We start from the raw sequence: 12,397 nt of genomic DNA, 5'->3' as shown, positions 1-12,397 counted from the left end.
CCCGGCAACCTTGGCAACCCCGGCAACCCCGGCGACTCCGGTCACGAGGCCGCGCCTCGGGCGGCGACCGGCGTCTCCCCCGCGCCCGCGGCGACAGTGCGCGTGACCCATTCGACGCGGCCGCCGTTCGGGCACAGGTCGATGCGGCCGCGCCGGGACGGACCCGACTTGGCCCGGATATCGACGTCGAGGCCGATCGAACGCAGCCGTCCGTGGCCCGCGCCGAGCCCGGCATAGCCGCAGACGCGGGCCCTCATGCGCAGGGAGGGGTTGGGCCAGTGGCCGTCGGCGACCACGAGGGTGGCGCCGTGACTGCGGGCGCGGGCGGCGATCACGCGGGACCTGGACGGCGCGACCGAGGTGCCGCCGAGGCCGAGCACCACCAGATCCAGTCCGTCGAGCAACACCGCGGCCACCTCGACGGGGTCGGGTCCGGGATCGGCAACCACGGCCAGACGTGCCAATTCCGCGCCCATTTCCACCGCGGCGAGCAGCCCGAACCGGGGCATCCCCACCACCGCGGCATGCCCGCCGTGTTCGGTCACCGCGGCGAGCAGCCCGGCCAGCAACGACCGCGCTCCCGTGTACGCCACGACAGATCCCTTCGCGAGACCGTCATCGGGCAACAATTCCGCAAGGGCGTTCGGCACCGGGAGCGACTCTCTGCACAGTTCGGTCTCGCGGGGAATCCGCCCGACCTCGGACTGACCGCGCCCCGGGATCGCGGCCATCCTCCTGCGGAGTTCCTCCAGCTTCTTCTGGTGTTTCTCATCCCCCACCCGCACGTCCGAACCCATCACAACCACCTACTTCCCACGATGGACTCCGAGGCGAAGCGAGCGGGCCGACCCCCGTTTCTCCATCGAGAAACGAGGGTCAGCACCGATACAGCTATCGATCACTATCGAATATACGTTCGATAGTGATCAAGTAGAAACCCGCCCCCGTGATCCGTCAAGGGTGGCGCGCCGACGCCGTCCCCCTCTTTCTCGCGGGCCGTCTCCAACCCCAGCCGTCCCAGAAGTTGCCCGAGAATTTGCCAGCCCGGGTCCACCCGAGGGCGAGCGAGGAGCGATCACGCGCGTAGGGTCGGCATTACCACGGAAGGGGCATCGACGCCCGGAGCCGCTCTCGCCGTCCGCTCGAATCAGGTCGCCTAGCACGAGATTCGGATACCCTGCACCCATGATCGATCGCCACCGTCCCATCGTCGGCCCGCAGTACTTGGTCGCAGGCCGTTACCGCCTGCAGTCGAAACTCGGCGGCGGCGGCATGGGCGCGGTATGGCTGGCGCACGATCGCCTGCTCGATCGGGAGGTCGCCATCAAACAGGTGCTGACCACCGCCGGACTGCCCGAGGCGGAAGCGGAGAAGGTCCGCGGCCAGATCCTGCACGAGGGGCGGGTCGCGGCGAAACTGTCCCACGACCACGCGATCGCGGTCTACGACGTCGCCCTGGAAGCGGGCGAACCGTGGCTGGTCATGGAACACCTACCCTCACGCAGCGTGGCCAGGGCGCTCGGAATGGTGGAAACACTGCCCGTGGTCGAGGTGGCGCAGATCGGCGCGCAGGTCGCCGACGCGTTGGCCGCCGCGCATTCGGTCGGCATCGTGCACCGCGACATCAAACCGGGCAATATCCTGGTCGCCGATCGCGGCCCCTCGGTCGGCATCGCCAAACTCAGCGACTTCGGCATCTCGCGCGGCGCGGGCGATCTCGCCGACGAGCCCGAAGGCATCATCACCGGCACCCCCGCCTACCTGCCGCCCGAGGTGGCCCGTGGCGCGCAGCCGACCGAGGCCAGCGACGTGTTCTCCCTCGGCGCGACCCTCTACACCGCGATCGAGGGTCAGCCGCCGTTCGGCCTCGACGAGAACAGCGACGTTCTGGTCGAACGTGCCGCGATGGCCCAGATCATTCCGCCGACCCGCAGCGGCGTCCTCACCAACGCCCTGCTGCACATGCTCGAACCCGCACCGCAGCGCAGACCGACGATGGCCGAGGCCAGGGACGAAATCCTCACCGCCGCTTTCGGTCCCGGCACCGGTTCCTACATTCTCGGCGCCCCGGTGCGCACCGAGGACGGCACCATCCCGTCCTGGGCCGCCCGCAGTTCCGCCTCCGGCCTGCGCAGTCCGCACGCCATGCCGTTGCCGCGCCCGCAGCACCAGGCACCCGTGCGGGCTACGGGCAACGCCGCGCCCGTCGGCCAACGGGCCCAAGGGAATCCGCCGAGCAACGCGCCGCTCGCCATCGCCGTCGGACTGCTGATCGGACTGGTCATCCTGATCGCGATTCTCGTCGCGGTGATGTAGTTCCGTTCAGTCGATCCGCCTGCGATGCGCCCAGCGGGTCAGCGCGTTCCGATTGGACTGCTGGGTCTTGCGCAGCACATTGGAGGCGTGGGTCTCCACGGTCTTCACCGAGATGAACAGGGTTTCGGCGATTTCGCGATAGGTGTAGCCGCGCGCGAGCAGGCGCAGCACCTCGAGTTCACGCGGCGTCAGCGAGTCCAGTTCCGGATCGAGCGGCGGTTCCGGCACCGGTGACCGGCCCGTGAACGAATCGAGGACGAATCCGGCCAGGCGCGGACTGAACACCGCGTCACCGCCCGCGACCCGCCGGATGCCATCTGCCAGTTCGGATCCCGAAATCGTCTTGGTGACATAGCCGCGCGCGCCCGCGCGAATCACCGCGATCACGTCCTCCGCGGCATCGGACACGCTCAGCGCCAGACATACCGGACCGTCATCGATCCCGGTCAGCACCGCGACACCACCGCCGTCGGGCATATGCACATCCAGCAGCACCACATCCGGACGCGCCGAGGCGATTCCGGCGATGGCCTCGGCCACCCCACCGGCTTCGCCGACCACTTCCATATCGGGTTCGCGACTCAACTCCGCCCGCACGCCCGACCGGAATACGGCGTGATCATCGACGAGAAAAACCCGCACGCTCACCTGCTCCGCTCCTCCGCCGTTGCGCGTCCGCCGTCGGTCGATCCGACAGCGCCGTCGCGAACCGGCGGTCGCATGCCGGGCGAGATTCTGGGCGCACCCGGCGCGTCACCGAAATCCGCGCGGAATCGGTTGCCCGGAAGCCACCTTAACCGCGAAGCCCGACGGGAGGAGGTCACCGACCGTCCGGCACGTGGCCGACGACTCACGTGCCCTGGCCGGTCGATTGCGCGATCCGCTCCGTCACGGCGCTCGCGGTGTCGGAGAGGTCGTCGGCCCGATCGTCGTCCGCTCCGGAATCGGTGCGCGGCATGATGATCCGCACCTCGGTGCCGCGACCGGGCGTGGACAGGATCTCGACCTGTCCACCGCGCCGCTCGATCCGGCCGCGGATGGATTTCGCCAGGCCCTGACGATCCTGCGGGACGGCGTCGAGGTCGAACCCCGCGCCGCGGTCGCGCACGAAAACGCTCACCTGATGCGGTTCCGCCTCCGCGAACAGGTCGATCGCCGGGACGCCCGCGTGTTTGGCCGCGTTCACCAGCGCCTCCCGGCTCGCGCCGAGCAAGGCGGTGAAATGTTCCTTGGGCAGGCCGCTGCCGGTGTCACCGAGATCCATCGACACATCGCCGACCGTCACCGTGGTGACCTGGACGCCGTGCTGATCCTCCACCTCCCCCGCGATGGTGCGCAGCGCGGCCGCCAGACTCGACTGGGCCGGACCCGAATCCTCGAACAGCCATCGGCGCAATTCGCGTTCCTGGCTGCGGGCCAGTCTGGTCACCTCTTGCGGATCGTCGGCCTGGCGCTGGATCAGAGCCAAGGTCTGGAGAACCGAATCGTGCAGGTGGGAGGCGATCTCCTCGCGCTCCTCGTTACGGATGCGGGCGGCGCGTTCGTCGTTCAGCGCGCGCATCATGCGCAGCCACAGCGGCACCGTCAGCAGTCCGGCGCCGATCAGCGTGACCGCGACCGCGATCAGCGCCGATCCGAGCGAACTCAGATCGATCCTGGCGAGCACCACCACGCCGAGCCCGAAGATCACCATGGTCGCGCCCGCGACGATGCGGGCCCAGGTCACCACCGACGGCCGGGCCGGCAGACCGAGCAGCGAACGCGGACCGTCGGTGTCGTACTCGCGCCACACCAGCGCCGCGCCGATCGTCACCACCACGATCGGGACGATGATCTTCGCCGCGACCGTGCCGTTCATCAGCCACGACACCACGATCGACAGCCCGAGCCCGAGCAGCGCGAGACCGACCGACTGCCTGCGTTCGGCGGCGGACGGCTTCGCCGAATCCGCGCCGCCGGGGGTGAAGACCCACAGCAGCCCGTACGCGGCGATACCCGCGCCCGCCAGCGCGGACAGCAGCACGAACGCCATCCGCACCTTGAAGACGTCGAGCCCGAGATGATCGGCGAGTCCACCGGCGACACCGGCGACGACGCGCCCACCCGAACGCCGGACCAGCCGCACCTGCGGATTCGGCCCCAGATCCAGCACCGGCGCGGGGCCGAACCCCCGCCCTGGCGCGAACCCGAACCCGAGGGCCGGATCGGGTCGATACCCCGCCTGCCTGCGGGCAGCGTCGAACGCTGGATCAGTCGGGTACATATTCCGATACTGGCACGCCCCGCGGGCCGAGGGCATCAGGAATCACCCTGATCCGCGCACCGGCGCCGGACGCGGGGCCGCGTTCCGGCATCGCCCGGGCCTGCGAGCGCCTACTGGTCCTGGAGCAGTCCGAGCAGATTGCCGTCGGGGTCGAGGACCGTGGCGACCCGGCGACCACCGCCGACCTCGTGCACGGGGTCCTGCACCTTGGCCCCCGCGGCCGTCACCTCGGCCAATTTCGCCTCGATATCCGACACCTCCCAGTAGGCGGTCGGCACGGTCGGGCTCTGCGGCCCCCCGGCGGGCACCAGGCCGATGTGCTGCCCCGAGGCCTCGTACCCGACGTAATAGGACTCGTCGGTCTGCGGTGCCATACCGAGCAGCGCGGTATAGACCTGCTTGGCCGCCGCCAGATCGGAAACCGGATGCAACACGGTCTTGATGCCCTTGGTGGAGTCGGTCATGGTCACTCCTGACGTCGTGGACGCGATCGGAATCGTCCGATTCGGGAAGAAGGCGAGCTCCGGAACGCCCTCGATATCCGCGGGCCGTTCACTTCGACAACGCTAATTCCTCCTCGGTCACCGATGCTTCTCGATTCCTGATCGGTCCGGTCACGCGTGCCGACCCTCGCGACCACACATCCGCGTGGATCCCGAGCCGACGCCCTCCTGTTATCCGGTCCGGAAAGAAAAGGGCGGATGACCAGCATGTCGGGAAACGTTCAGTCATCACTCAGTGATCGCTAAGGCGCGCCGGATATACCTGATATCGAGAGCACGTTTGTCCATGAGCCACCGGACCGGAGAACTCGAACTATGGCTTCTGCCAGTAGTTTTCCGCTCCGAATCGGAAATGGGGGGCGGTCGTGGCGCACCGCCGGACATACGTTTTCTCACGGACAGGCTCATCGGTTCCGAGCAGGTCCGACCGGGATACAGGGGAGGAATCTTGTCGTACACATTCGCACGCATCATCGCCGCCGCGTTGGCGCCGATGGCCCTCGCGGTGGGCGGGGTCGGGACGGGTACCGCCGATGCCTACGCATTCGCGGCACACGAGAACAACTACGCCACACCGACCGGCTTCGCGTTCACCGTGGGCCACACCGACCTCGTGGCCGATCCGGTGCCTCCGCAGAACGGACTGCCGACCACCCGCGAAGTCTTTCTGGACAACACCTCCTACGGACACGTCGACGACCCGGGTACCGCGGTGCTGAAGACCGGATACCTGGTCAGCTGCGCGGTCGGCATCGATCTGACCTTCGGGGCGAAGGCGGGCGCGGAGTTCGACGCCGGAGTCACACTCGGCGTCGGCGCCAGCCCGGATTCCCTGACACCCGGCCTCGACGCGAGCATCGGCCCGTCGATCCACGCGTCCATGGGTCTCGACCTCGACATCACCCCCGGCGTCATCAAGGACATCGAGGTCGGCAGCAAGGACCTCGTCGGTGGCACGACGGGTTACGTGATGAGCCGTGATTTCCACCTGATGGTGGAAGGCTGCGGCGGGCCGCTGACGATCCGCCCCTACACCAAGATCGAGGTCGACTCACCCGAGACCTCGGCCAACGGGGCGGTCTACGGGGACGTCATCGTCCTGTAGGCACCGGAGACGCGTGCGGGCGGTGCGGATATCCGCACCGCCCGCACGCACACCCGACGTCGGAAAGGTCGGCGGCCGGTCCCGGGGATCGGGTGAACTTTCAGGGTTCACCCCGATGTGCTGAACCACCTGTGCGGCCGACCATGGAAGCATGACGAAAACGAGCTTCGGCGATCAGCTTCAGCAGATGTGGCAGTCGCGGCCCGTCCGGTTGCCGCGTCAGGGGCCGGTCGCGGGTGTCGCGGCCGGTTTCGGTCGGCGCTACCAGGTCGATCCGGTGCTCGTGCGGGTGGCTTTCGTGGTGTCGGCGCTGTTCGGCGGGGCCGGGATCGTCCTCTATCTCGTGGGGTGGCTGCTGTTCAGCCAGGCGGGTGACCAGACGTCGGCGGCGGAGTCGCTGTTCGGCAAGGGGCACAGCTCGCAGTCTCCGACCAAGACGATCGTGCTGATGGTGGCGCTTGCCATCGCGGTGAGCACCATGGGACCGGTGGGGATGGGGATGGCCGGTTCCGGCGTCATCAGCCTCGCGCTCATGCTGGCGGGCTGGTGGATGCTGTTCATGCGCACTCCGCAACCGCCGCCGGGGACCAGTCAGCTCGACGAATACGAGTTCGACGCCGGACTCAGCGCCACCGGATATCCCGGCGCGGTTTTCCCCAGCGGTACGACCGGTAGCTTCTACGCGCCGGAAGCGCCCGTGACCGGTATGTACACGCCGTATACGAAACTGCCCGAGATGTATGTACCGGAGACGCCGACTGCGCACGACCCGGCCCCCGCACAGCGGGCGGACGACAGCGCGGTCCGGCTCGACAAGGACGCGACCGGCGAGAACCGCACCGGCGGTGCGGTCGCAGGGGATGCCGGTACTGCGGACCAGGCCCCCGTCGGCGATCTCGGCACCACCGCCGACCAGCACGTTCGACTCGACAAGTCCTCGCCGGAAATCGACGCGCAATCGAATGCGCACGCCGAGAACCCCGCCGTGGAGTCGAGCGGAGATTCCACCGGCGGTACGGCGACGGCCGACAGGCTCCCGACCCCGATCGCGGCGGCGGCACCCGCCGGAATCCCCTGGCCCGGTGCACCACGGACCCTCACCCCCGGACCTCGAACAATCATCGGCGGCCCGGTGCCCCCGTCCTGGGATCCGCTCGGCGTCGCGCCGCTGGCCTGGGATCTTCCCGACCCCACCCCGGCGAACAAGGTCGTCGCGCCGTCCCCGCGACGCCCCCGATCCCGGCTGACGCCGGTGGTGATCGGCCTCGCCATCCTGGCCGCGGCCGGAGCGGGCGCCGCGGCGGCGTCCGGCGTCGAATGGATGACGCCCGCGCGGATCGGGGCGGTGGCGCTCGCGGTGGTCGGACTCGGACTGGTGCTCGGCGCTTTCCTGCGCCGCGGTTACGGACTGCTGGTCGTGACCGCGCCGCTGGCCGCGTTCGTGCTGCTCGCCTCGCTGGTCGGTCCCATGGAGTTCTCCGAGGCCACCGTGGGTGATCGCACCTGGGCTCCGACCGCGACAGCCGATCTGAAACCCGAGTATCACCTGTCGATGGGTTCGGGGACACTCGATCTGCGCGGATTGGATCTCACCGAGAACCACACGGTGGACCTGTCGGTGCAGATGGGCGAGGCGCGAGTCATCGTCCCGGCCGGAATGACGGTGCGCACCGAATGCACCGTCGCCATGGGTGAGCAATCGTGCCCCACCGGTGTCACCGGCCCGAATACGCCGGGAGCGCCGGTACTCGATCTGAATGTCGATGTCCGTATGGGAAATGTGGTGGTGGAACGTGGCTGATCAGAACGCTTCGGACAAGACCGAAGGGCGCGGCCCGTCCGCCTCACTGCTGATCGTCGGACTGCTCGCGCTGGCGTTGAGCGTCTTCGCCCTCGTCGGACCTTCCACCGTCTCGGCCGCGGGGGCCATCTCCTTCGGCTGGATCATCGTGATCGCCGCCATCGTGGTCGGCGTCGTGCTGGTGATCTCACCCCACGTACATCGCTGAACCGATTCACCACATGACGCAATGACCCGCCCGCCCCGGACGGGTCATTGTTCGTTCTACTCCGAGGAGAACCCCATGGCCGCACCGCATTTCGACCATCCCACCACGAACGAGGAACGCCGGACGGTCCCGAGCGAACCGGTCGCACCCACGCCGCGGTTCACGTTCGGCGGCATGCTGCTCGGACACCTGATACTCGGCCAGGCCCGCGCGGAAACCGCGGCGGAATAGCACCGGTTCCCGAATCCGCACGGGGGCAGGACTATTCGTCCTCCGTAACCGTCACTCCCACTCGATCGTCCCCGGCGGCTTACTGGTCACGTCGAGAACGACCCGGTTGACCTCCGACACCTCGTTGGTGATGCGGGTCGAAATGCGTTCCAGCACTTCGTAGGGCAGCCGGGTCCAGTCCGCGGTCATGGCGTCCTCGCTGGATACCGGACGCAGCACGATCGGATGTCCGTAAGTGCGTCCGTCGCCCTGCACGCCCACGCTGCGGACGTCGGCGAGCAGCACCACCGGGCACTGCCAGATCTGACGGTCCAGATCGGCCGCCGTCAGTTCCTCACGCGCGATGGCGTCGGCTTGGCGCAGGGTGTCGAGCCGGTCGGCCGTCACCTCGCCGACAATGCGGATCGCCAGGCCCGGACCGGGGAAGGGCTGGCGCGCGACGATTTCCTCGGGCAGACCGAGTTCGCGACCGACCGCGCGGACCTCATCCTTGAACAGCAGCCGAAGCGGTTCGACGAGATCGAACTCCAGATCGTCGGGCAAGCCGCCGACATTGTGGTGCGACTTGATATTCGCGGTGCCGGTGCCGCCGCCGGATTCGACCACGTCGGGATACAGCGTGCCCTGCACCAGGAATTCGACTTCGGGAGCCGAGCCGCCCGTGCCCTGTTCGGCGACGACCTCGCTCACCGCGTCCTCGAAGGACCGGATGAACTCACGGCCGATGATCTTGCGCTTCTCCTCGGGATCGCTGACACCCTTCAGCTCACCGAGGAATTTCTCCACCGCGTCGACGGTGACCAGTCGCGCACCCGTGGCAGCGACGAAATCCTGCTGGACCTGTTCGCGCTCCCCTGCCCTCAACAGGCCGTGGTCGACGAAAACGCAGGTCAGACGATCGCCGATGGCGCGCTGCACCAGGGCGGCGGCGACGGCGCTGTCCACGCCGCCGGACAGCCCGCAGATGGCGTGCCCGTCACCGATCTGTTCGCGCACCGCCTCGACCAGCGATTCGGCGATATTGGCCGGGGTCCACGCGGCGGGAATTCCGGCGATCTCGTGCAGGAAGCGGCTGAGCACCAGCTGACCGTGCGGGGAATGCAGCACCTCGGGGTGGTACTGCACACCGGCCAGGCGTCGCGCGCGATCCTCGAACGCCGCGACCGGCGCGCCCACGGTGGTGCCGGTGACCTCGAAACCCTCCGGCGCGTCGGTGACGGCGTCGCCGTGACTCATCCACACCGGCGCGATGGTGGGCAGACCGCCGTGCAGCACACCGCCGTCGATACTGAGTTCGGTCCGACCGTATTCGCGAGTGCCGGTGTGGGCGACGGTGCCGCCCAGTGCCTGCGCCATCGCCTGGAATCCGTAGCAGATGCCGAAGACCGGCACGTCCAGATCGAACAGCCGCGCGTCCAGTTGCGGCGCGCCCTCGGCGTACACGCTGGACGGACCACCGGACAGGATCACCGCGAGCGGCTGTTTGGCGGCGATCTCCTCGACGGTCGTGGTGTGTGGGATCACCTCGGAGAAGACACTCGATTCACGAACCCGCCGGGCGATCAGCTGGGCGTATTGGGCGCCGAAGTCGACGACGAGGACCGGTCTCTGAGATTCTGCCACCGCCATAGTCTAGTGAGCGGGCGCGGCGAGCCGACCACGGGCACGGCGGCGTCATTCCGACACGCTCGGACGAAACCCGAGGAAACTCCGACGCCGCGCCAAATCCCGCCGCACACCACCCCCGTGCTGGTTATCCTCGTGTTCGTGCCATTCGCCCCAGCGATAGATGCCGACATCCACTACGAGGACAGCGGCGGGGACGGCCCGGTAGTCCTATTGGCGCACGAATTCTTCATGGACCGCACCATGTTCGCGTCGCAGATGGCCGCGCTGGCACCAGAATTCCGCATCGTGTCGTGGGACGCGCGCGGACACGGCCGCACCAGGGACCAGGGCCTGCCCTTCACCTACTGGACCGCCGCGCGCGACGCGCTCACCGTGCTCGACCACCTCGGCGCGGAGCGTGCCGTCTTCGGCGGCACCGCACAGGGCGGCATCACCGCGCTCCGGACGGCGCTGATCGCACCCGAACGCGTGTCGGCACTGATCCTCATCAGCACCGAAGCGCACGGACCGACCCCGGAACAGTCGACCGAAACCCAGAAATTCCTGGACAAGTGGTACGACGACAGCTCACGTCGTGGCGCGGCGAATCAGTTGGCGCACTGGCTGATCGGCGACGACGACTGGTACCGGGCCATCTGGACCAAACGCTGGCTGGTACGCGACCGCGACGGCATCGAAGTCGCCGCGACCTGTCTGCTCGGCCGTGAATCGGTGGTGGGACGGCTGCCCGAAATCACCTGTCCCGCACTGGTTATCCACGCCACCGACAGCGGTATCCCCGACCATCGGGCCAAACGTCTCGCCCAGGACCTGAGCGCGGCCACCTACGTCGAGATCGCGGGCGCTCGGCTCGCGGTGACCATGACCCACCCGGAACCGGTGAACCACGCGATCAAGCAATTCCTGCGCGGTTCCGTGACGACGGGCCACGCGCGGTGAGCGAACGCTCACCGCGCGGAGGCCGAAACCTCACGTACGGACGCTGAGAAATCACGCGCGAACGCTGATGATTTCACGCGCGGACGCTGAGACCGACCCGCTGGAATTCCTTCAGATCCGAATAACCGGCCTTGGCCATGGAACGCCGCAGACCGCCGACCAGGTTCAACGAACCGAACGGGTCGTCGGACGGGCCGAACAGGACACGCTCGAGGGTCGGGCGCACCGGCTCGCCGACGGACTCGCCACCCAGATCCCACGGATCGTCGACATGCAGCATCGAACCGCGCGGCACCGAGGGGTGCGCGGCAGCCGACGGCCAGTACCAGCCACGGCCCGGCGCCTCCACGGCCGAGGCCAGCGGCACACCGAGCATGGCGGCATCCGCGCCGCACGCGATCGTCTTGGCCAACTGCCCGGAGGTGGCGACATCGCCGTCGGCGATGACATGCACGTAGCGTCCACCGGTCTCGTCGAGATAATCCCGGCGCGCCGCGGCGGCATCGGCGATGGCGGTGGCCATCGGCACCCCGATACCGAGCACCTCGCCGGTGGTCGTCGCACCGGGATAGGAGCCGTAACCGACGATGACGCCCGCCGCACCGGTGCGCATCAGATGCAACGCGGTGCGGTGATCGCTCACGCCACCCGCGACCACCGGCACATCGAGTTCGGCGATGAAAGTCTTGAGATTGAGCGGCTCACCGTCACCGACATGTTCGGCGGAGATGATGGTGCCGTGCACGACCAACAGGTCGACACCCGCCTGCACCAGCGACGGCGTCAGCGAACGCGCGTTCTGCGGACTCACCCGCACCGCCACCGTCACCCCGGCGGCCCGCACCTCCGCGACCGCCGCCGCGAGCAGATCCGGCTGCATCGGCGCGGCATGCAACTCCTGCAACAACGCGACCGCGCGCTCGTAGCCGCCCTTGCCGACGAGTTCGAGCAACTGTTCGATCTTCGCCTCGACATCGGCGTGCCTGGCCCACAGACCCTCGCCGTTGATCACGCCGAGACCGCCGAGACGGCCCAGTTCGATCGCGAACCGCGGCGAAACCAGCGCGTCGGTCGGGTGAGAGAGGAACGGGATCTCGAAACGGTAGGCGTCGAGCTGCCAGGACAGCGACACCTGCTTCGACGAGCGGGTACGCCGCGAGGGGACGATGTCCACATCGTCCAGTTCATAGGTACGCCGGGCGGTTCGGCCCATGCCGATCTCGACCATGTCGCGCAACTGTCCTCCTGTGATTTGGCGGCCCGGGGGCCGCGGGTTCGCGGCCCCTTTTGTCTCGCGTCCGAGTGGTCGAGACTCGCGACTGCGTCGCATTGTCTCGACCACTCGGACGCGAGACGGCCGCGAACGGGGCGCTCGTAAGGCTCGCGCCGGGCGGGGTTGGGG

General features: G+C 68.4%; 12 protein-coding genes. 6 read left to right on the top strand and 6 right to left on the bottom strand.

Annotated elements, in window-relative coordinates; translation table 11 throughout:
* Window positions 1-41: 41 nt before the first annotated feature.
* On the bottom strand, window positions 42-797 hold the full coding sequence (imuA', locus tag JZ792_RS39035) for a DnaE2-dependent mutagenesis accessory factor ImuA' (RefSeq protein ID WP_216917926.1): 756 nt from the start codon (window positions 795-797) through the stop codon (window positions 42-44).
* A 388-nt stretch (window positions 798-1,185) separates the two neighbouring features.
* On the opposite strand from imuA', the gene JZ792_RS39030 reads away from it, so the two are divergent.
* Window positions 1,186-2,316, top strand: coding sequence for a serine/threonine-protein kinase (locus JZ792_RS39030; protein WP_216917925.1), 1,131 nt, complete (start codon window positions 1,186-1,188; stop codon window positions 2,314-2,316).
* Between the two features lie 6 nt (window positions 2,317-2,322).
* On the opposite strand, the gene JZ792_RS39025 is transcribed toward JZ792_RS39030, so the two are convergent.
* The 3 genes from JZ792_RS39025 to JZ792_RS39015 all read right to left on the bottom strand — a co-directional run bounded on the left by JZ792_RS39025 (window position 2,323) and on the right by JZ792_RS39015 (window position 5,043).
* Window positions 2,323-2,958, bottom strand: coding sequence for a response regulator (locus JZ792_RS39025; RefSeq protein ID WP_109525679.1), 636 nt, complete (start codon window positions 2,956-2,958; stop codon window positions 2,323-2,325).
* Between the two features lie 208 nt (window positions 2,959-3,166).
* A complete protein-coding gene (locus JZ792_RS39020; RefSeq protein ID WP_216917924.1) occupies window positions 3,167-4,579 on the bottom strand; it encodes an ATP-binding protein in 1,413 nt (470 codons plus the stop codon).
* Between the two features lie 110 nt (window positions 4,580-4,689).
* On the bottom strand, window positions 4,690-5,043 hold the full coding sequence (locus tag JZ792_RS39015; protein WP_216917923.1) for a VOC family protein: 354 nt from the start codon (window positions 5,041-5,043) through the stop codon (window positions 4,690-4,692).
* 487 nt (window positions 5,044-5,530) lie between these two features.
* On the opposite strand from JZ792_RS39015, the gene JZ792_RS39010 reads away from it, so the two are divergent.
* The 4 genes from JZ792_RS39010 (at window position 5,531) to JZ792_RS38995 (ending at window position 8,427) form a co-directional block, all read left to right on the top strand.
* Entirely contained in the window at window positions 5,531-6,187 is a 657-nt protein-coding gene (locus tag JZ792_RS39010; protein ID WP_216917922.1) for an MspA family porin, read from the top strand.
* A 151-nt stretch (window positions 6,188-6,338) separates the two neighbouring features.
* The gene (locus JZ792_RS39005; RefSeq protein ID WP_216917921.1) at window positions 6,339-7,988 is read left to right on the top strand and encodes a PspC domain-containing protein; all 1,650 of its coding nucleotides are present in this window, start codon (window positions 6,339-6,341) and stop codon (window positions 7,986-7,988) included.
* A complete protein-coding gene (locus tag JZ792_RS39000) occupies window positions 7,981-8,196 on the top strand; it encodes a hypothetical protein (RefSeq protein WP_254190962.1) in 216 nt (71 codons plus the stop codon). Before JZ792_RS39005 ends, JZ792_RS39000 begins: the two co-directional genes overlap by 8 nt.
* 75 nt (window positions 8,197-8,271) lie before the next feature.
* Complete coding sequence (locus tag JZ792_RS38995) at window positions 8,272-8,427, top strand: hypothetical protein (protein ID WP_216917920.1); 156 nt, start codon at window positions 8,272-8,274, stop codon at window positions 8,425-8,427.
* A 51-nt stretch (window positions 8,428-8,478) separates the two neighbouring features.
* Here the strand turns inward: JZ792_RS38995 and guaA are convergent, their stop codons facing one another.
* Entirely contained in the window at window positions 8,479-10,056 is a 1,578-nt protein-coding gene (gene guaA / locus JZ792_RS38990) for a glutamine-hydrolyzing GMP synthase (protein WP_216917919.1), read from the bottom strand.
* A gap of 138 nt (window positions 10,057-10,194) precedes the next feature.
* On the opposite strand from guaA, the gene JZ792_RS38985 reads away from it, so the two are divergent.
* The gene (locus tag JZ792_RS38985; RefSeq protein WP_216917918.1) at window positions 10,195-10,995 is read left to right on the top strand and encodes an alpha/beta fold hydrolase; all 801 of its coding nucleotides are present in this window, start codon (window positions 10,195-10,197) and stop codon (window positions 10,993-10,995) included.
* Between the two features lie 73 nt (window positions 10,996-11,068).
* Here the strand turns inward: JZ792_RS38985 and JZ792_RS38980 are convergent, their stop codons facing one another.
* The gene (locus JZ792_RS38980) at window positions 11,069-12,232 is read right to left on the bottom strand and encodes a GuaB3 family IMP dehydrogenase-related protein (RefSeq protein ID WP_216917917.1); all 1,164 of its coding nucleotides are present in this window, start codon (window positions 12,230-12,232) and stop codon (window positions 11,069-11,071) included.
* Between the last annotated feature and the right edge of the window lie 165 nt (window positions 12,233-12,397).

The sequence above is a fragment of the Nocardia noduli genome, from assembly GCF_019038455.1.
GTDB classification, from domain to species: Bacteria; Actinomycetota; Actinomycetes; order Mycobacteriales; family Mycobacteriaceae; genus Nocardia; species Nocardia noduli.
The sequence above is the reverse complement of the archived record's forward strand: the minus strand, read 5'-3'. Positions and strand labels throughout refer to the sequence as shown.